We start from the raw sequence: 21,545 nt of genomic DNA on the forward strand, positions 1-21,545 counted from the left end.
GTGTCTTCCTTACTGTTATTTTTAATTTCCTTTCAAAGATCTTTATAGTAATAAAGCGTTTCCACTTTACCCCTATTTTGCTATACTATAAACCCTGCGGTTTATCGTATCGGTTACTTAATCCCCCTGCTCCCTTTTTCCTATTAACCTCTCCGTTAACAGCCCTGCTGCTCAGCAGATTGGCACCGCTTTTTTTAGTGACGATCTTTACCGTCTGGCGGAGTGCAAAGGTAGTAAACTCTATTTTACTAACCAAATTTATTTAAGTAGATTTTTTTATTTTTCTTTTCAGCTCACGTCTTACAACTTATTGTTAACCATTTGCTTAGAGACTAATCTTACCGTAAGAGCTGACCGATTCAGTTTGCTTTTTCCGTTTCGGGATTGCAAAGGTAAGCGGAATTTTTACTCTACCAAACTTATTTGATATCTTTTCTGAAATTATTTTTGAACTATCAATGTTTATAAGGGTTTCAGCGAAGAAAATTTTTAAAAGCCATTGCGTACGAACAAGACGCAAACAGCAAATTGCTATTCCGATTACCGCATAGTAAAGCTGTTTGGAACTCCCACCCTATCTACTCTATAAATATATTGGACTTTAGCATCTTGATTTATTGATTGCCCAAAACATAAAATATTAGCCCTATTTGGAAAGGCTTTTATTAAACCTGAACAAATAGCCTTACAACATACTCATTATCCAACACAGAAAAAAGGACCCATGCTGGCTTTTGAGTCCTTGCATTGATCCTTTTATTTGTAATTTTTAAAAATCAGCCACTTAGAACATGGTGGGTTATTTTAAAGTCCGAGTAACCTTACCAATCCCTCTATACTACCTTCTTTTGTTTATTTCAAAGTTAGCACGGCCAGTATAGGGCAATGATCTGCTGGGAATTTAAGTTTGCCGTATGTGTCACTTAAAACGCCCCATTTACTTACCGTAAATTCTTTTGAGCAGAAAATGTGATCAATAAATTGTCCATCCTCATATTTACCAAATTCATTAAAAGATCCTCTGGGCGTATATGGATCTTTTGCCAACACGTAACTATCCTCCAATTTATCGGAGGCTTCCAGCGTCTTATACCAACTGCTATTATTGTCACCATTGATATCTCCTACCATAATAACGGGGCTGGCACCGGCAATTTGTTTAATTTTTTTCAGCATCAGAATGCTGCTCTGATTGCGGGCATAGTCTTTTTCATAATCATAATGGGCATTGAATACATAAAAAGTTTTGCCTGAGGCTTTCACTTTTAGCTTAACCCAACTACAGATCCGGTTGCAACAAGGTGCATCCCAGCTCTTGGATGGAACATCCGGTGTTGCTGATAACCAAAAATCGCCTTTGTCCAGCACATTAAATTTGTCTTTTCTGTAGAAAATAGATTCATGCTCTCCTGCAAGTTTCCCGTCATCTCTGCCAATTCCATAATAGGCATAACCTGGCAGCACAGCTTGCAATGTTTCTAACTGATGCTCAAGGGCTTCTTGTACGCCAAAAATGTCAAATTCATGAAATTTAATTAAGGCCGCCACATGACTTACCCTGTCTTTCCAGAGATTGCCTGTATCGTAGGTATTTTCATTGCGAATATTATAACTGGCAATACGCATTGTCTGCGCATGGAGCGTAGGTGTAGCCAGCCCCAATAATAAACAGGCCATAACGGCTCCTGCCATCAGAATGATACCCCTGTTACAATGTTTGACGGATTTACTTTTGTTTTGCAGTATAACTTTACTCATTTTTATTTATTTAGATATTATTTTTTTTATATTTATCCACCTTCTCCCAATTTGAGAACAGTTTAAAAAAATTAAATCGCATCTATTCCTGCCCGATGCTTTTTTGTAATGAAGATTATATTCATTGCCTTTAAAGTTAAATAAAGATTGCAATAGAAGCGAAAATTTCCAGCGCCTTAGGTTTCTGTTTAGATTTCCAGATGGATTTCGTAGAGCGTTAACTTAGGGATACTTATGGTCAATTTCAGGGGGACGAATCAAAATTAACGTGCCCCTGGAACCATGCACTTGATTGGAAAACTTATCGCTATATTAAACTTTATACAAGGTTTAATATAGCGATAAGTCGACCTAAATCAAATCTTCACTTGCTCAAACACTATGTATCTGATCTGTTTTAAAACATAATACAGACAGCCGATTTTTTTGAATCTGTCGCTTTTACCTCTCTTTACTCCTCCCACCCAGGATTTTGCTTCAGATCTGGATTGACCTGCAAATCTGCATAAGGGATGGGATAAAGGTATTGGTAATCATGCCAAACCCTTGGGACATTATCCAGCCAGTGCAATTCACCCTTAGTGCCATTAGAAAGCGTCTGAGGTTGTTTGGAGACATCTATGTAAGTTACACCACTGAGCTTACTGGAAGGTGCTGTAGTATAAAAAGATACATCCAATACACCGTCTCCATTGAGATCCAGCGGCTTATTTAAAGCCGGTACATAAAAACCGTTCCAGGGAAGTTCTAATAATTCTCCATGCTTCCATCGAATCAGATCATCCATTCTAAATCCTTCCAGGCAAAGTTCAATTCCTCGTTCCCTTCGAATCTCCAGAATTGCAGGATCGCTGACATCTGGGAAATAGGTCTTTTGCATATAAGCATCTATAGCGGTGGGTTTGGCGTCGAGTCCACCTGTGATTCCGGCCCTGGCTCTTAATGCACCTACGGTTAGCTGCCAATCCTGATCCGTCAAAGTACCTAGCTCCGCCTTGGCTTCTGCATAGTTCAGTAAAATCTCTGCATAGCGCATCAGAGTAACAGAATTGGTATTTAGGCTACCACCGTCATAATACATATCATCCAAGGTCCATTTAATTGGCATATAGCCAGTATAAGTATAAGAAAAGGCAGGAGGTGCTGCTACTTTATTTCCACCGGAGATTCTTTGATAGTCTCCCATCCGGATGGTTTGTTGCAATCGCAGGTCTCTATTTTTCACCTCAGAAGCAAAAACCATTGTATCATGTCCTGGCAGATCCGTAAAAGGTTTTCCATCCCGCATCAAATAGGTATTTATAAAAGTCCTGGTAAAACTAAAGCGACTGCCATAGGTGGCACTGGTAAAATACCAGTTAGCATCATTGTATTTGGCTAAGGAGACACTACTTACATCTGCTAACATAATCTCAGAGGAGACTGGCGATTCGCTGATAAAGAGGTTACGGTAGGGTTGATCCCCTGCTGTATTTAAACTATATATACCACTTTTGATCACCGAGTCAGCTGCGCCGGCAGCCATTTTCAGGTACTTATCCGCACTGCTGCCAAGTTTGTAGGTCGTCTGATACTTCCTGAATGTACCGGCAAACAGACAAACCCTGGATTTAAAGCCCCAGACAACTGTTTTGGTCACCTGACTTCTGGAGGCATCTGAAATGTCTGTAATATGACTGGCGGCAAAATCAAGATCAGCAATAATGGAGTCCATAATCACGGTGCGACTGTCCCTGCCTTTATACAACAAAGTTGTATCACCTACATCCAGGGGCTTATTATACCAGGGCACATCCCCAAATCGCACCAGTTTATCAAAGTAAAAGTAAGCTCGAAAAAACTTTGCCAGGCCAATATAATTATTGCGTATTTCCGCTGGTACTGCCGGATTATTGCAGTTCTGAATAAAATAGTTCACATTGCGTAAATCCCCCAACTCCAGCCACTACCTTGCCTGGATGAATAAGCCCCTTCCCGGATATAATCAGGAACACTACTAGTAGCTCCGAAATCAGATAGAGAAGCATCCGTTTTATAAATATCACTGATGCCAGGCAGCATATTATAAAAGAAAGTGTGTATAGTTTTAAACCGTCTTCACTGCTGAAGACTGCATCTTTCGTGGCAGTACTCACGGCGGTCTGATCTAACTGCTTAGTGCAGCTGAAACCAACAAGAATCAATCCCAGCAAGCATAGATATATTTTATTTTTACTTTTCATCATCTTCATTTTTTTAGGGAGCTTTAAAAATTAACACTCATGCCTATTGTCAGGCTTTGCAGAATTGGGTAATTATTGCCATTACCGCTGGTGCCACTAGTGAGCACTCTATCTGAGCCATGAATACCCTCTACGTCCATTGCCTTGGTATATTTATAGAGTGGCGAAGCGGTCCAAAGATTTTCTCCTGATAAATATATTTTTGCGCTTTGGATATGCATGCGTTTCATCCAATCTTTAGGTAGGTTATAGCCTATTTGTGCATTTTTCAGTCGTATATACCGGACATTTTGCAAGTACTTAGACTGGGTAGCATGTAGTTCCCCAGAACCGTTCTGAGCGACATAACCGCGATATCTTGGAAAATAAGCATTGGGATTGGACGCAGACCAAATGTCGTCCAGCTGCGATTTGAAGGCATAATTATAGGGTCTGTTGTATTGCCCCCAGAAAAGATCGGCCTCACTGCCTGGCCACCAGTCTTGTTTTAGAACTCCTTGGAAAAACAAGCTGGCATAAAACCCTGCATAGTCTGCTGATAAGGTAATGCCAAAGTTATAACGAGGAGTGCTGTTACCAATAACTTTCATATCGCCAGGGTTATCTACTGTGTTATCTCCATTGTTAATTACTCCATCCCCATTCAGATCTTTAAATTTAATATCGCCTGGCAACCAGGTTCCTGAATTGGACGCCTTGAACAAAGCCTGAGCGGCCTTAGCATCTCCTACATTGTCTGCGGTCCAGTAACCGTCATTGACGTAACCCCAGATCTCTCCTACCGTCTCACCGGCATAATAATCGGATAGTTTTCTGGTTTCATTGTTGTATTTGTCGATCTTAGCTATATAATCTGACATCCATACCCCAATACTATAACCAAATGGCCGGTCATGCAGCTTAAAGGCATCCGCCCAGGTAATGGAAGCTTCCCAACCTTTTGTCGTCATATCGGCATAGTTTCCTTTGGGAACTGTAGCGCCAAATACAGCTGGCAATGTCTGCCCTACCGTAAACATGTTGGTGGTTTTACGGGTATAAATATCACCGGTAATATTTAATCGATTACTGAGCAAAGTGCCGTCCAATCCAAGATCTGCCGTTGTAGCAGTCTCCCAGGTAAGTCCTGCGGGAATCACTCCTGGAGCACTGGTATATTGGCCTAATACCCCGTCTATTACCCTGCCGGATTGACTAATATTAAACCTTTCCTGATAATTATAGGACGCAATATTACCATTCCCTAACGAACCATAGGAGGCCCGGATTTTCAAATCAGAAATCGCTTTAGGAGATATATGCCAAAAAGCTTCTTTGGACAGCCGCCAACCAGCTGAAGCGGAAGGGAAAAAGGCAAATTGTTGATCACTAGGAAATTTACTTGAACCATCATAACGACCATCTAATTCAAGTAAATACCGGTCCTTATAAGAATAATTCAACCGGTAAAAGCCACCCAGAATAGCCCATTTTCATATCCTCCACCCGTATTTATACTCTGACCAAGCGCCAGATTTAAATCCGTGGCATCTGCATAGATCAGTCCGTTTCTGCCGGCAGAAAAGGCATTATAAACCGACTGTTCATAGTTATATCCAACCATGGCTTTCAGGTAATGATCCCCTAAATGCGTCTCATAATCCCCGTAGATATTAGTGGCCAGATAATCAGTTTTATATTGATCCTGATTTAGATCATTATAAGCTGTACCCACATAGGCAATCACACCTTCGGTCGTACTATAGGGGACTCTTACCCGGATCTGTTTTTGATCTTCTCTGGTATTTTCAAAGGTCAAATCCCCGTGAATATGCAATTGATTATTTAAAAAAGCAGCCACAAATCCCGATGTGTTGCGTATCACTGTTTTGGTCATATCGATCCCGTTTTTACCATAGACAAAATCACCGACCGTATAGGCCGCCGAAAAAGTCAGGGTGCCATCTGGATTAAAGAGCATGGAAGAAGGATGCCCTTCATCTGCCAGGTTACGCCAGATACTGCCTCCTTCCCCTACATTTAAGGGATTGTGGTAATATCTGCTGGAAAACTGAAAATTATCCGTAATCTGTAACCAAGGCAACACCTGAACGGTACCCTTTCCTGTCAGATTATAGAGATGATAATCATCAGAATTATATCTAAATAACCCTCCCTGACCATAATAGCGTCCGGTCAGGTAAAAACTGGTCTTTTCGCTACTCCCAGAAATTGATAGGTTCTGACTGGTCGCACCCAGATAATCCTTGTACAATAGATCGTACCAATTCGTATTGCCATAATAGACATAATTCCCATTTTGATCCGTTTCCACCTTAGGCAAGGAAGGATCGGCATTTCTTTTTTTGTATTCTTCTAAATAGGCTTTAGAAAAGGGCTGTGTCTTATTAATATTCTGGGCAGTCTGAGCGTAATCATTCCACGCACTCCAGGCTGAATCAAACATGGTTGCATAAGTATACCCGTTATCTACGATATCTGGCACAACCGTTGGTTGTTTGGAAGAATAATCCGCACTATAATTGATACTTACTCTGTCTTTTTTAGGCGTTTTGGTTGTAATCAATACTACGCCGTAGGCTGCCCTGGCGCCATAAATAGCAGAAGAGGCGGCGTCTTTAAGCACAGTTACCGAAGCGACGTCATTGGGATTTAACAGACTTGGATCCCCTTGGACTCCATCAATAAGCACCAGTGCACTTCCCCCTTGACCAATGGAAGTATTACCCCGGATATTAAAGCTGGGTGATTGGGTGGGCTTGCCATCCTGAGGTACCAGATTCAGGTTGGGAACCATTCCCTGTAATCCCTGACTGATATTAGGCAACGACCGGTCTTCCAGTACTTTACCGCTAACCTGGGCAACCGCACCTGTCAAATTGGCTTTTTTCTGTTTTCCATAACCGACCACTACGACCTCATCCAGGCTATTATTCTCTGCACTCAGCACGATTTCTACATGTAAGGTACTGTCGGCCGAGAAAGGAATATCAGAAACAACCGCAGCCTTAAACCCGACAAATCTGGCTCTGATATTATAATGATCCTGGGGAATATTGTAAAAGGCAAAACGGCCAGTCTCATCAGCCACCATTTGGCGGTGAAAAGAACTATCTTGATTGTATAAAACAATTGTTGCACCCCTACCACGCTCCCCACATCACTGTGCACCTGACCGTTTATTCCCGGACTCGTCTGGGCAAATAAGCGGTCAGGTGCCAATATCAACAGACAGCAACACCCTATGACCCATGCCATAATGTGTGCAAACCCAATTTTCCCCGATCTTTTTTTCATACTGCTCTAGTTTAATGTTTAATGTTAATGTTTAATATTTTTTCAATTCGGATTTGAGGACATTACTTTGTGCACTTAAATACGGCATCACTAACTGTTTTAAGTCGGGCAAAGGTGTCTTTCGATTTTATCCTCCATGTTTTCTTAAGATTAACTAATTGTTACGTAGTCACCTTTTCATATCGACTATTTTGTCCCTAAAACAGCAAAGTGAAATCAATATGAAGACTTATCGTATTTCATTAGTTCCTTTTTATTACTGGTAAAAAATTAGTTCATTTACAAAAAGAACAATTAATCACTACAAATACCTCATTTACAATAATTTAAAATACTATATATGTACAATCAACACGATTAACCGTGATTATAGGTCACCTAACCATTGCTTAACCTCTATTTTGATTAATTATTTTTTATATTTTTTATTTTCACTTCAATAACTATTCGCTTTCTTTTATATAATATCACAAACTAAAAGAACTGAAATGAAACTATCTTTTTAATCCCTGCTGATTATTGTAAATTTCTATGGCACAGTAAGCCCCTTCTCATTTTCTTATTGTAAGGCAATGGACTTTCTATCTGAAACAAAGCTCTTTATATAGAAAAGCAGCAGATAATTATTGGCTAATAAAAGGTGTGTTCTCTATCTCAATTTAGATAACTACTGGCACAATCCCCTTTGGGATGCATCCATATGGCAAAAAACTGCTACGAAGGGCTGCTTTCGATCAGGCCTCGGCAGCAGCAAGATCATCTCATAACCCAAAGCTAGGTTTCGTGTAGATATTTTATTTAAGGCGAAACAGATTTTTTAATTTTGGACGACATTCATCAGTTTTCAGGCAGTGGTCAGGTGAATATTCGGATGCGCCTCAATAATTTCAATGATAAGATCAAAATAGGTTTTCCCTTGTCCAGCCTCCAACTGTTGCAAGGCCGCTTTAAAATGATTTTTATTGAAAGGACTTTTGGGAGCAAGCTTGCCTAAATAATATTTACGAGTCGTTTCTAAACCTAGGGCAGCTTTACTTGACTGAATATCTTTCCAAATAAGGGAGATCTCCTCTGACGGGTTTAATAACCCAAATCCACCGTAAAGCAAATCATTAAACCCGTCAAGGGTCTGACCCAATTTCCAGTCCTCTTGCTGCATAAAAACCCGGTTAATTTCCTCGTAAAAGGAAGCGATATCAAAAATATGACTCCCCTGAATCTCTACTTGCTTCATTATCACAAAGATAATAAAATTAAGGCTGCTTTGAAAGCCAGGCTAATTCATGGCAGCAATTTGTTCCTTACTGCAGGCTTTATTGTAAATCGCAAGCCCGGTTATTTTCCCTGTAAAACCCCTAATATGTCTTAAGGGAAACATTAAGGTTTCTACTTTGCGAACCTTGGACTTATCCTTATCATTAAATTGCAAAAAGTGATTGTATAAACTATCCTGAGGTGCACCATTGACAAACAAAGCAGTTCCTTTATTGGTTCCGGTTATAACAATATGTACCCATTTTTCTTTCGGCACCTGATAATTAAAACTCAGCGCATACCCTTCTCTTGAAAAACCAAGATGACCGGTGCCCCTTTGGTTTAAAACGACACTTGCATGTTTACTGCTAAATAAGGTTTCATCTGGATTTGCGCTGGTGTTACCTGCTTGCCGGTATAAATAAAAAGAGAGGGTATAATCATAACCGATTTCCTCCGTAGGCAAAGTTACCCTGTCAGATACGTTATTAAATTGCCAAACATGTTTTAGACCAGATTGTTTTAAAACAGCGGCAGTGGTTTGCAATTGTGAGATCTTTTGTTTTTCGACACTTTTAAAATCTTTAGTATTCAGCTTTGATAACCAATTTCTCTGAACAGGCAAATCTCCCCCTTTACCATCGACGTAAGTTCCTACTTTGCCTCTAAGGTTTAAACCAGGGCCTTCTCCCAGCGTTTTTCGCTTTTGATCAAAAGTCTTAAAATCCAATGGCTTATCCTCACCTCCCCACATTTTCTGGCTCAAGACCTGGAGTGCGGGAAAAACTCTGTCCGTGACGTCTTCAGCAGTTATGCCGTTGCCAACTATATCATTCCACACAGCAAAGGCGCCTCCAATAATGGCAGTATCGCCGGGTTCGAATCGGACGTTTCCTACTTGTGCCGGGATCCAGTGATCATATAAGTGATGCAGATTGAGGTAATCATAATAATATCCTGCAGCAGGTACAATATACAGCCAACCGTCAGGCGTACTGATCTGGGGATAACCCAATTTTTTCATCGCTCTGGGCTCGGCATATCCGTTATACCATGTATTCATGGTAACGCCTTTAACCCGAACCGGCGTTTCTCCCTTTGCCCAGGTAAGTGCGCCCCATAGCCGGACCTGTTTACCATAGTCCTGTATCCAGCTAATGACGCGATCAGTAAAGGCGCGGAACGCCTCTGCATCCGCTTTGGCATATTCATCGGTTCCAATATCTACTACTGGTCCGGTAAAAACGGGGTTCGGTCCATCTAAATACTCTTTGAATATATTATGCACTACAGTATCCGTCAATGGATTATGGAGATCCAAGTGATCCATGCCGTATTTTTTTGAACCTATGGCCGGAACTGCATGGGTCAGCGATAAGGCATGAGCCGGCACATCAATCTCTGGTACGATAAGGACGCCATACTGCCGACCAAGGACCTGCAGCTCACGAAATTCTTGTTTCGTATAATGACCATCTTTTGCGGTGAGTCCTGGATATCGATCATTTTCCAACCTGAATGCGGCATAAGTGCTATCCCAATTGTCTCCAAAATACTTTTTGAATCCATTGTCATTTAAATGAATTTGAAAATCATTCATTTTGTAATAAGACAATAGTTTTACATAATTGCGCAGGAACTCCATGGAGAAAAATTTCCTGCCGCAATCCAGCACCAGGCCTCTGACCCGGTAGGTAGGATAATCCACGGCCATTCCCTGAACAATTTCCAGATGCTGATCCAGTAATTGTAATAAAGTTCTGGTACCCCAAAATAGGCCCTTAAACTTTGGCGCCGTTATGCGTAAAACATCGCCTATTTCCATTTGATAGCCTTCATCCCCTAAACGAGGTTGCTGGCTTGTAATGCTCAGGTAGATATCTGATTTTCCAGGTTTTCCGACTTTTATATCCAGTTGCAGTCCTGTTACATCCATAATTTCCTTTTGAATCTGGCCGGATAAGCTGCCCAGAATTTCTTTTTCAGTCGGCGGCAATACAATTTTGGAATGATTGGTTAAGGTAAATTTCCCCTGGCCGCCCCGCCATGCTTTTAAAGCTGGTATGACAAAAGGAGCCTGGGTATTTATTTCAAGTGCTGCATTCACCGCTGTATTGGGCACAGCAGGCACCAAAACAGATTTGGATAGATCCAACTGAAAATCAGTGTCTTTATCACCCACCAACTGATAATATATGGACACCTTCGTATCCGCAATAGGCGCATAAACTATGCCCTTATCAGAAATAATGGGGGAATGATCTGTACCTTTCAGTACCAGATGATAGCCTTCAGGGCTGACTGGCAACTCAAGAGCTATTCCATTATTGCCTGCATCATAAAGCGTCTGGGCAGCAGGGATTTTTACCGGCCCCACCGCTGCCAGCAATGCGGTTGTATCTCTATACGTGTTTTTCAAGATTGTCTGTTGTCCAGACACGACCTGCACCGCTAAAGTCATGAATACCAGACAGCCAACTAAGGAACAGAGGATATGTTTATACAAACGCATCTAATTCAGGTTGAAATTTTATTGTAAAAAATAATTCAGTGGGAAAATACAGAAATATATTGAATACAGACCACGCAACCGTTTGCCTTGAATGCCTTCTCGACCACGATTTTTCTCCTTTTATTGTATGAACTTAAGTTACCCTTCCCAACACACTCCTTTCATAAAAATATTTATTTTATGCAACGCAGTTGCATTTAAATTTTATTCCCTAACTTTGCCAAGTATCAAAAAAATAAAATGAATATGCGCAAACCCCAAACCCTGTCCGAAGTGATTATTATCGGTGGCAGTTATAGTGGTATGTCAGCCGCCATGACACTAGGAAGAGCACTAAGAAAGGTGGTCCTTATTGACGCTGGCAAACCCTGTAACCGTTTTGCCCCTCATGCACACAATCTGCTTGGCAGTGACGGCATCGCTCCGGCGCAGTTGCATGCAACTGCCCGTGCGCAATTAAAACTTTATAGTACCATTGAACTGATAGAGGATAATGCAATATCCTTTAAAAAAGACAAGGCACTGTTTACGGTTACAACAAAAAAGGGCGCTGAATTCATGGCGGAAAATCTGCTGCTGGCAACCGGACTTAAAGATTCGCTACCCAATATACCAGGCCTTCTGGACTGTTGGGGCAAATCTGCTATTCATTGCCCATATTGCCATGGTTTTGAATTCAAAGGAGGCCAAACAGGCATCCTGGCCGCAAGTAATGAAGCGCTGCATATGATCAACATGCTGATGCAATGGACCAGCAATCTTACGATATTTACGGTGGAAGGCTTTTCTTTTAATCCTGCTGCGCTGGATTTTATCCACCAGCACAAAATCCGCCTAATCACCGAAAAGGTCACGGGACTTCAACATCAGGCAGGCAATCTTGAAGCAGTCACCATAAGGGACGTTTCGGGAAAGCTTGGTAGTATCCCTTTGAAGGCTTTATATGTTATGCCACCAATCAGACAGGCTTTGGAACAGCAAGCTGCTTTAGGGTATAATTTAACGCCTTCTGGCCATATTGAAGTAGATGAGGCTGGTAGGACAGCCACCAAAGGTTTATATGCGGCTGGCGATAATTGTAACCGTTTTAGGTCACTTGCCCAAGCAATGGCTTCAGGCATTACAGCAGGAGCTATGATTAATTATGACCTGATCAATAAACAAAGACCTTTGCCTAAAATGTAACGCATACATTTTGGCAAAGGCCATCAAAAGTAAACAAAGACTATAGTGCGTGTTGAATTGCGCGCATTTTTATGCACTCATTCGCTTGCGCTCCATTACTGGGGCTACAGGCTCAAAGCGAATAATCTCTTTAATACCATCTTCATAGGAAGTTGGCTGAAAGGCAAAGCGTTTTTCAAATTTATCACTGTTAAATACATAATCCTTATCATACTGATAGAGCATTTCTCTGGATTCCCGCATAATCGGCATAAAAATACCTAACAGACTCGTCATTGTTTTACCAACAATACGTTTTTTGGGTTTTACCCCCAGTTCACTGGCGACCATTTCAATCCACTGCCTGCCTGAGGGCGGATTTTTGGCAGTAGGCAGATGCCAGGTATGGCCAAAGGCTTCCGGGCAATTGCCTAGTAGTGCAGTAGCACTGGCAGCGTCCACGGTATAAGTAAAACTATGGCGGTAGTGTTCATTAACCAGCCAATTGGCAGGTTTGCCTTGCTTCAGCGGCTTGATCACCATCTCACCAAGGATACTATTTTTCACACCTGGTCCATAAAAATCAGCACATCTGGCAATAAGGGCTATTAGTCCTTTTTGTTTTACATTATCCCAAATCATATGAATCAGTTCAGCCCGCACTTTACCTTTCTTACTACTGGGTGCAATTCGGTGTGTTTCCATAATCTGATTAAGATTATCCCCGTCATACATATAAATGTTATCAAAAAACACCAAACGACTACCCTGCTTAATACAGGCCTCTATGACATTTTCCATAATTACAGGCCAGTCTCTTTGCCAGATTTTATAATCATAAGGAAGGCCTGCCGTAAGATAAACAACTTCCGCTCCCTTTACGGCCTCTGACACCTCTTCTCGTTTCGTAAGATCGGCGGGGAATAATAAATCTTCTGCCCCCACTTTTTGTGGATGGCGGCTAACCAGGCGAATTTCCCTGGTATAAATCCTAAGTGCTTTTGCCAGCTCAGTACCAATGGCACCGCCGGCTCCTAATATTGCCTGCATGACTGGATTATTTTATACTATATTAAATGAAAACGAATCAACTAAATGGAATTGGACAAATCTGCTCTTAAAAATTATTTTTAATAACAACAGCGCTACATTCTACCCTCTACGCTTTTTAATTCCCGATAATAAATCCCGACAATTTTTTTGGATTTCTGTACATCTAAGCCACAATCTCACGTACATTAAGTGTCACGCTATTATTTTTCCTTTCCTTTGAGATGGTAAAATTAATAAAGGAAGATTATTAATGGTGCAAATTTCTCCGCTTATCGGTAAATGGACAAAATAAACGGGCAAATGACACTCCCCCACGGTCTATGTCAGAAAATCTCTGTAACATCACGTCACATCCACTGATCAGGATTATTTTACAACTTATAGATAATATCTATAGCCTGGGAACAAGTAAATCTGTTTGCCGTTCATCCTGTTCGTGTTTGCCTGCAAATAGATTTTAGTTATTTTTGCAGGGTCTTATTAAAAGGGTATTATCCCCTATGCGTTTGGCAAACCGGTCGTCAGAAAAATAACTATTAGTGCCTAAAAAAAAGCAGATATTAAAAGAGCATCATTTGCCGCCCATGGCGAAGGCGGGTATTTTACTACATCAGTACGACAATGAGGATCTCAACCGGGAGGATGATATCTTTGAGCCGCACAGGGACACCCATGCAATATTTAATTTTGCAACAACGGGCTCCAGTAGTTTTTTACTGGACTTTGAAAAATACGCTTTAAAAGCACCTGTGCTGGTCATGGTCTTTCCAGGTCAGGTTCATCAGATTGAACATTGCCTGAATGTTTCAGGCTGGAGTATTGCTTTTGACCCGATTTTGATGAACGCAGAACTGACCAAAACGCTGGAGTGCATCTTTCGTGCGCCTTTACCCATTGACGACACCAGTAGCCTATATCAGGAGCTAATGCAACTACTATCCTTATTGACCAATATGTATGAACAGGCCAGTGGCACCGAACAAACCGCTGCGGTCCAGGGATTATTTAGCAGTCTTTTGCAATGGACCGCAGGCAAATTAAAGGATAGTTGTCCATGTACCACCAAAGCCACAGACAGAGCCAGTCTTATCGAGCTGGGCTTTAAATCACTTTTGCAGGAGCATTATGTCAAACATAAAAGACCCGGCTTTTATAGCGATCAGTTGAATATTTCCACAACACATCTTGGTGATACAATTAAAGCCCTGACAGGCAAATCAGTGACAGCACACATTCAGCAGATCAGTATTTTGCAGGCCAAGCGATATCTATATAAAACAGATCTCAGTATTAAAGAAATATGTTTTTTGGTGGGTTATGATGATCCGGTGCATTTTGGTAAGCTATTTAAAAAACACTGCCAGCTCACACCACTGGAATTCAGAAAACAAATCCGAGAATAATACTAAGATTCCAAGTTATAGGCCTATTTTATTTGCCCGTTCCCTTATTACTTTGCATCATCTAAAATCAACAATATTGATTGCAGTAGTAATAAAAGCAAAATTGCGGCCGGATGTACAATTACTTTTGGTACCGGCAATTGGCTTTAGGACTGCCGTCAAAATTTAAAATGCGCTTTTTATGCCTAACGTACCTAAATGGATGGCAGATCTAATGGAGACTGCCCTGGGATCCAAGATGCCCGTTTTTGAAGTCGTCGGCGCAGACTGGATCAATGAGCAAATACGTTCTGTCGTCTTTAAAGGCAACCTGGAGAAATTAAACCTTAAACCTGGTTATGCCATTGCCTTCAGAGTCAGTCAAAACGCCTTTAGAAACTATACGCCTTCCTACATTGATGCAGAGGAAAATATATTCCAGATCCTGGCTCATATTCATGGCAATGGACCTGGAGCCCGTTTCTTCGCTGATCTTAAGCTTGGACAACAGATTCCTGTCAGTATGGCCAGGGGGAGGAAAGTAACAGAATCTGCTTCAAATTATTATTTATTCGGTGATGAAAGCACTTTAGGGTTGGCCTGTATTCTACAGGAACATTTCCAAGCCCTGGGCAAGCATTTCTCAACCCTGCTTCATTTAGGGCAGCACCACCAAGAAATGCCCGCCTGTCTGGGATTGACCAGTTACGAACTGGTACAGCGTTCAGACAACGAACCCAACATTTATGTCCCGGGATTTACCATATTTGATAGCCAAAGCATAAGCAGATGGGCACATGCGCAGTTTATTCTGGCAGGCAATGGTTTATATATTCAAAAGATCAAAAAAGAATTGCTCAGATTGGGCATCGAGCGCCGACAGATCCATGCGGAGCCATACTGGGTTCCCGGGAAAGTAGGATTATAATAATTTTAGCTTTGAACAGAGGAAATTGAACGGATTTTCTTAAATTGCAGTAGCTGAACGTACAAGAATTTAACTGGTAAATCTATTGATTTTCCAGTTAGCTACTACAAAAAAAGAAATCTGTCGGGAAATGCGCATGGAAGGGTTTTTAAGCGAAGTAAGGGGATCAAAAAGGCCTAAGCCAGGTGAAAGCGTTGGCCTCAGGCATAGACAAACGGATCACCTCTTTAAAAAAGAAGTTCAGAAGGCGGCAAATGGTCTACATCTGGGCTCGACTATACACCAGCTCTCAATACCAAGCAACGGTCTGTTTTTAATCCGGTACAGAAAAATAATAAACTGGCCCATGGTTGCTTTTTTAACCCTTGCGCTCCTTCTCACACAACCAGCTGCGTCATTAGCGCAATTCTTAACTGCAGATCAACCCACTGGAGGAATCCGGATTAATCAAATTGGTTACGGCAAATATGATCACAAAACAGCTATTTTGGACAGCGATCTATTCCCGGGACAACGTATCCCTGCTTTTTATATTATTGCCCTGAATCAAAATGCGGATACCGTTTTTACAGGTCAGCTACATCCTACCGGTAAAGATATCTATAGTGGAAAAAAGAATCTGGAGGCAGATTTTACAAAATTCACGAAGACTGGTCATTATTATCTGTCTATTCCAGGCCAAGGGACCTCCTACCCTTTTACCATCGCTGTACACCCTTTTAAAGCGCTGCTGAGTGCCAGCCTGAAAGCCTATTATTATAACCGCGCCTCAATGCAGATTTCAGATACCTATGGAGGCATCTGGGCAAGGCAGGAAGGTCATCCAGACTCGATGGTATATATCCACCCATCTGCATCTAGCAGTTCCAGACCAAAGGGAGCTGTTATCAGCGCTCCTGGCGGTTGGTATGACGCTGGCGACTATAATAAATATATAGTGAACTCGGGCATTACGATGAATACTTTATTTTGCGCTTTTGAAGATTATCCAGCATTATTTAAGGGAACTGCGCTTGATATACCACGCGCTTCAGCGGTATTACCGGATATCCTAAATGAACTCTTATATAACCTGCGCTGGATGCTGCGCATGCAGGACCCCGCAGATGGAGGTGTTTATCATAAACTGAGCTCAGCCAGTTTTGACAAAATGGAAATGCCTGCCAAGGATCACGACAAGCGTTATGTCGTACAAAAATCAACAGCGGCTACATTGGACTTCGTGTCCGTCATGGCTAATGCAGCAAGAATACTTGCGCCCTATAAAGCGCATTTACCGGGGCTGACTGACAGCCTGCAAGAGGCCGCGCAGCTTGCCTGGAAGTGGGCTGAGGCAAATCCGGCAGTGCGCTATGACCAGGACGCCATGAACAAAAAATTCAATCCCGACATTACAACCGGCGCTTACGGTGATAAAAACTTAAGTGATGAATGGTATCTGGCCGCATGCAGTATGCTGCAAAGTACGCTAGATCCTAAATATCTGACGGCAGTGCAAAAATATACCCCCCAACATATTTCAATTCCCTCCTGGAGTCAGGTAGCCGCTATTGGCTGTATCTATCTGACCAAAAGCAACTTTTCCAACCTTCTAAATGAAACTGTCTGGAACTTGCAAAAGCGCACTCAGTTAATTGCACTTCAACAACAAGCCAAACAGGCCATTATCTACCTGGCAGATCAATTAATCCATCAGGTCAATGCTGGTTTTAATACGGTGATGGGAGGCAGAAAGACAGATTTTAATTGGGGAAGTAATAGTAACTGCGCCAATCAGGGCTGGATCCTGATGGAGGCATACCGACTTACGGGTAAGGTTGACTACCGGCAAGCGGCCATTAGTAATCTGGATTACCTATTGGGCAAAAACCCGACAGGATACTGTTTTGTAACCGGATTTGGTTCCCTCTCCCCCTTACATCCACATCACAGGATCAGTATTTCAGATAAGGTAGAGGCACCTGTGCCAGGCTGGCTGGTAGGCGGTCCCAATCCAGGAAGGCAGGACGGCGTCAAAGGCTATCCCTCTGAGCAGGCTGATCTGTCCTATATAGACAATGATCAGGCTTATAGTGTTAATGAAGTTGCCATTAATTGGAATGCACCGCTCGTTTATTTATTAGCCGCAATAGAGGCGACCGAACCTGCTTCAAAAAATTAATTACAACCTTCTTTTATTTTATTTTGCCGTATTTAAAAATTTCGACAAATTAGAAAGAGAACCTGCAATGCAGGTTCTCAGTTCCTTATAATTTAATTTGTCTAACAAGACGCATGTCGCGCGACTGTACTAAGCTACGCGCCAATTAATCATGCGGGGCTCATTTACTTCCCATTCGCTATCACTACTGTTACGGTCCTTCCAAGCCTCCGTTTTTTGCCTGGCTCCTTGTAGTAACCTTAATAATAACTGCATATTCTGACTTTCCCGGTGTATTGAAAAGGCAGCACTATCTAACAAGTCATTTATCTCTTCCAGTAATATTTGCTCATCCATCAAGCCTGCTTGTTTCATCTTTTTTCTGGTTCTCATAATATGTGCAATGGCCATGCGAGCAGCAGCCTGATCAAATTCATTAAATAGATCAATATCTACTTCAAAAACTTTTGCCAGTTGTCGACGACACCCAAGCTGCACTTTTTCAGAACACTCTAACCTGGAAACCCTTTTCGCGGTCCAAGTGCCACCCAGCTGGCAGGCCAACTCCTTCTGGCTCAAGTCAAATAAAAGGCGAATACGCTTTATATTTTGGCCGTGATGGATCCTTTTTTCTGAATTTTGAATATTTGGCGTCTGATTTAATTGTTCCATAATTATTTTTTTAATTGAATTTATTGCCAACCAAAGCATAGGACCTTATTTACTTTCCTTACCAAGTAGTGTCGCAATACATCCAGAATTATTGATGAAATTATATTGAACGCTGCTATATTTAAGGCACCTAACCGGCGAATCAGTTTTAGTGCCTTATTCTTAGGCAAAGATACTAAACAAAAATCAATTAAAACTAATTATTTTACAATTAAAGCAAAATTATTTAGCATATTTTACTACTTCTTACCCCAACATCCTTTTGTATTCTTTTCCTTTTCACATTTTATCTAGAATGTCTGCCGATTGGTCCTCCACCCATTTACCTACAAGTGGGGGTTCATACGCATGCATTTTATCCAGTAACCCAGGAATGGAATTATCTACCAGCAACATTTCTTGATTTTGTTGCTTCAAAAACCCTGCGGTAACCATTTGGGAAGTAAGCGCCATTAATGAATCGTAGAACCCCTCTATGTTGAGAATACCTACGGGCTTCTTATGCAGCCCGAGCTGTCCCCAGGTCAGCATTTCAAATAATTCTTCCAATGTGCCAAACCCACCTGGCAAAGCAATAATCCCATCAGATAATGCATCCATTTTTGCTTTTCTTTGATGCATAGATTCGACTACAATTAATTCAGTGAGTTGTTCATGGGCTATCTCAACGGATTTTAAAAATTGAGGAATTACGCCTATTGCCTTGCCTCCGGCTTCCAATACACCATTTGCTACGGCACCCATAAGACCCACTTTAGCACCGCCATAAACCAAGCCAATGTCTTTGGAGGCGAGCACAGCGCCTAATTTATAAGCCGTCTCATAAAAGATCGGATCCTTGCCGCTACTGGATCCGCAAAAAACGGTGATATTTTTTAGTTGCATGTATTTCTATATTTTTAGATTGAGCAAATGTAAATGGAGGTAAAATTAAAATTGTTCCAACGTTTTTTCAAGCGCAGACTTAATAAAATCAATATCCTCCTTTGAGGTCTGCCAATTAACAAAAGAGGCCCTTATGGCCTTTTTTCCACGATACAAAGTGGGACTCATAAAGACTTTTCCGTCTTTGTTCAATTGATATAAGAACTGCTCCACTTTTGGATCATCCTGCTTTCTTAGCGTAAAGCAGATATTATTGAGCCGGGTGGGTGCCACCAGCATCAGTTTAGATTGCCCTTCAATCCACGCCGAAAGCTCCCTGGTCCTTTCCACGCTGTTTTCTACGATCTGCTGATAACCCTTTTTACCATAGCTCATTAGCGAGAACCAGGCTGGCAACGCCCTGAAGCGTCTGGAATTTTCTGGCAGAAAATTCAGGAAGTTCATTGTCTCCAATAAGGCGCCATTTTCTACCTCACCCAAATAGGGTGCATTAGAATTTCTGTATGTCTCATAAGATAATAAATGATGGCGTTTACGAATAAAGAAAATACCACTATCATAGGGCACATTGAGCCATTTATGTCCGTCCACTGTAATAGAATCAGCTGCCTGCCAACCATCCACCAAATGCTTATACTTGGGACTACAAGCAGCAAATCCACCAAATGCCCCATCAATATGCCACCAGAAATTGTGCGTTTTTTTGAGCGCATTTATCGCATTAAAATCATCAAAATCCACTGTATTCACCGTACCGGCACTAGAGATCAATATAAACGGCGCGCCATCCAGTGCCTTTATTTTTATTGCAAGATCTTCCATATCCATCACCTCTCTATCCCCTTGCGTAATTTTAACCTGAATTAAATTCCTGCTGCCGATACCTAGCATCGATAGACATTTTATACTGGATGAATGCGCAGTGGCGGTTAAAACCGGTATATGCGCTGTGATCCCATCCATGGCAATATTGATTCCCTTTTGCGCACCCCACCACTGCCTTGCCGTTCCAAGGCATGTAAAATTAGACATAGTCGCTCCAGTAACAAAGCCGCCCATAAAAGCGTCTGGTAACCCAAGCAATTCTTTGACCAGTTCTATGGTCACTTGCTCGAGTCTGGCGGAGACATCACCCTGCCCCGACACGGCTTGAGTGTTTTGATCCCAGACGGTTGTAAACCAGTCGCCTGCCAGCGCCGCTGGCGTTACACCTCCTGTTACAAAACCTACATAATGCGAAGAAGAGGCCCCCACTAAATGCGGCGTCCAGTTTTCTTTAAACTGTTTTATTACCTGCTCTATGCCCATTCCGGTATCTGATAAAGGCAGCTTTTCAGGCAACGGTAATTGCGGATCAATGCTAACAGGCTGCCCTTTCATTCTTAAAAGATATCCCAAAGCGTCCTGCTTGACCTGTTCCAATATACCCGCCCATTGGTCAAGCCTAAAACCTAATGGATTCTCATTGTTAGAATTATCTGAATCGTTTACTTGGTTATCAATATTACTTAGTGCTGCGCCTAGTTTTTTGTGTATTTGTTCTTCCTCCATGACGGCTAATTTCTACCAAAGGTAAGAAAGTGCCCGTAATATCATTTTAAACAGTCTACACCCAAACATATATTTGCCGCTAATTGTCGTAATCCATTTTTTATTGGCAAGGCAAATGCAGCATAACTTCAAGCTATAAATATTTATTTTCAAACCCAAGGTTAATAGCCTATTGAGCGGAATCTGCTTTAGTAAATTACCCTACAGCTGACCAATTACCTCCATTACATTATTTTGCCCCCAGTGTGCTATATATTTACCACCGCGCAACTTAACAAAATCCATCACGCTAAACGTTACTGCTTTTCCGGTAGGTGCATGGCCAAAAATCATCCCGGTATGCACCGCATGGATTGTTTTTCTAGTTGCCACCAGGTCGCCTTCTGCGATCATCTCATGGATGTCAACTTTTATTTCTGAAAACCCACCATGCAGGATCTCAATAAAACGAATAAGCCCAGCCACGTCACTACTGACCATTTTGGCCGCTGTATGGTTGATAAAATCATCAGCCACAATTTCTGGCAAAACCTTCAGATCCGCCTTTTCCATGAATGCGCTATTGAATCTTTTAACCACTGTTTTGTTTAAAGATGCTATATCCATATGTTTTATTCTTTTATGGTATAAAAAATTTATTTTTATTACCAGACAAAACTACAGCCAAATTAAAGCCGTGATTTTGCTTAACGGCTCAAAGATTTTTGTTCTGGAGCTCAGAGGCCTA

16 protein-coding genes are annotated in these 21,545 nt (G+C 41.6%); 4 read left to right on the forward strand and 12 right to left on the reverse strand.

The window, feature by feature from the left end:
• Positions 1 to 852: 852 nt before the first annotated feature.
• The 7 genes from FSB73_RS00685 to FSB73_RS00710 form a co-directional block, all read right to left on the reverse strand.
• Complete coding sequence (locus FSB73_RS00685; protein ID WP_225974331.1) at positions 853 to 1,758, reverse strand: endonuclease/exonuclease/phosphatase family protein; 906 nt, start codon at positions 1,756 to 1,758, stop codon at positions 853 to 855.
• A gap of 451 nt (positions 1,759 to 2,209) precedes the next feature.
• Positions 2,210 to 3,676: a RagB/SusD family nutrient uptake outer membrane protein gene (locus FSB73_RS00690; RefSeq protein ID WP_225974728.1), complete on the reverse strand. Its 1,467-nt coding sequence runs from the start codon at positions 3,674 to 3,676 to the stop codon at positions 2,210 to 2,212.
• On the reverse strand, positions 3,673 to 3,819 hold the full coding sequence (locus FSB73_RS23595; RefSeq protein ID WP_225974332.1) for a hypothetical protein: 147 nt from the start codon (positions 3,817 to 3,819) through the stop codon (positions 3,673 to 3,675). Before FSB73_RS23595 ends, FSB73_RS00690 begins: the two co-directional genes overlap by 4 nt.
• Positions 3,820 to 4,003: 184 nt before the next feature.
• Entirely contained in the window at positions 4,004 to 5,422 is a 1,419-nt protein-coding gene (locus FSB73_RS23600; protein WP_158639360.1) for a SusC/RagA family TonB-linked outer membrane protein, read from the reverse strand.
• Entirely contained in the window at positions 5,419 to 7,074 is a 1,656-nt protein-coding gene (locus FSB73_RS23605; RefSeq protein ID WP_146779709.1) for a TonB-dependent receptor plug domain-containing protein, read from the reverse strand. Before FSB73_RS23605 ends, FSB73_RS23600 begins: the two co-directional genes overlap by 4 nt.
• 1,047 nt (positions 7,075 to 8,121) lie before the next feature.
• Entirely contained in the window at positions 8,122 to 8,511 is a 390-nt protein-coding gene (locus FSB73_RS00705; RefSeq protein WP_225974333.1) for a barstar family protein, read from the reverse strand.
• Positions 8,512 to 8,553: 42 nt separating this feature from the next.
• Positions 8,554 to 11,043, reverse strand: coding sequence for a family 20 glycosylhydrolase (locus tag FSB73_RS00710; protein WP_146779710.1), 2,490 nt, complete (start codon positions 11,041 to 11,043; stop codon positions 8,554 to 8,556).
• A gap of 246 nt (positions 11,044 to 11,289) precedes the next feature.
• Between FSB73_RS00710 and FSB73_RS00715 the strand changes: the two genes are divergently transcribed.
• The gene (locus FSB73_RS00715; RefSeq protein ID WP_158639361.1) at positions 11,290 to 12,228 is read left to right on the forward strand and encodes an NAD(P)/FAD-dependent oxidoreductase; all 939 of its coding nucleotides are present in this window, start codon (positions 11,290 to 11,292) and stop codon (positions 12,226 to 12,228) included.
• A gap of 69 nt (positions 12,229 to 12,297) precedes the next feature.
• On the opposite strand, the gene FSB73_RS00720 is transcribed toward FSB73_RS00715, so the two are convergent.
• Complete coding sequence (locus tag FSB73_RS00720) at positions 12,298 to 13,257, reverse strand: NAD-dependent epimerase/dehydratase family protein (protein WP_146779712.1); 960 nt, start codon at positions 13,255 to 13,257, stop codon at positions 12,298 to 12,300.
• A 542-nt stretch (positions 13,258 to 13,799) separates the two neighbouring features.
• Between FSB73_RS00720 and FSB73_RS00725 the strand changes: the two genes are divergently transcribed.
• The 3 genes from FSB73_RS00725 to FSB73_RS00735 all read left to right on the forward strand — a co-directional run bounded on the left by FSB73_RS00725 (position 13,800) and on the right by FSB73_RS00735 (position 17,731).
• Positions 13,800 to 14,663 carry a helix-turn-helix domain-containing protein gene (locus FSB73_RS00725; protein ID WP_146779713.1) on the forward strand — a complete coding sequence of 288 codons (864 nt, stop codon included), beginning with the start codon at positions 13,800 to 13,802 and terminating at the stop codon, positions 14,661 to 14,663.
• A 181-nt stretch (positions 14,664 to 14,844) separates the two neighbouring features.
• Positions 14,845 to 15,570 carry an SIP domain-containing protein gene (locus tag FSB73_RS00730; RefSeq protein WP_146779714.1) on the forward strand — a complete coding sequence of 242 codons (726 nt, stop codon included), beginning with the start codon at positions 14,845 to 14,847 and terminating at the stop codon, positions 15,568 to 15,570.
• Between the two features lie 85 nt (positions 15,571 to 15,655).
• Positions 15,656 to 17,731, forward strand: coding sequence for a glycoside hydrolase family 9 protein (locus tag FSB73_RS00735; RefSeq protein WP_146779715.1), 2,076 nt, complete (start codon positions 15,656 to 15,658; stop codon positions 17,729 to 17,731).
• A gap of 129 nt (positions 17,732 to 17,860) precedes the next feature.
• On the opposite strand, the gene FSB73_RS00740 is transcribed toward FSB73_RS00735, so the two are convergent.
• The 4 genes from FSB73_RS00740 to FSB73_RS00755 form a co-directional block, all read right to left on the reverse strand.
• Positions 17,861 to 18,382, reverse strand: coding sequence for a helix-turn-helix domain-containing protein (locus tag FSB73_RS00740; protein ID WP_146779716.1), 522 nt, complete (start codon positions 18,380 to 18,382; stop codon positions 17,861 to 17,863).
• A 279-nt stretch (positions 18,383 to 18,661) separates the two neighbouring features.
• Entirely contained in the window at positions 18,662 to 19,267 is a 606-nt protein-coding gene (locus FSB73_RS00745) for an LOG family protein (RefSeq protein ID WP_146779717.1), read from the reverse strand.
• Positions 19,268 to 19,312: 45 nt separating this feature from the next.
• On the reverse strand, positions 19,313 to 20,818 hold the full coding sequence (locus FSB73_RS00750; RefSeq protein ID WP_225974334.1) for a pyridoxal phosphate-dependent decarboxylase family protein: 1,506 nt from the start codon (positions 20,816 to 20,818) through the stop codon (positions 19,313 to 19,315).
• A gap of 201 nt (positions 20,819 to 21,019) precedes the next feature.
• Positions 21,020 to 21,424 (reverse strand): ester cyclase, encoded by a 405-nt coding sequence (locus tag FSB73_RS00755; protein WP_146779718.1) that lies wholly within the window; start codon positions 21,422 to 21,424, stop codon positions 21,020 to 21,022.
• Between the last annotated feature and the right edge of the window lie 121 nt (positions 21,425 to 21,545).

Source organism: Arachidicoccus ginsenosidivorans (assembly GCF_007971385.1).
GTDB lineage: Bacteria > Bacteroidota > Bacteroidia > Chitinophagales > Chitinophagaceae > Arachidicoccus > Arachidicoccus ginsenosidivorans.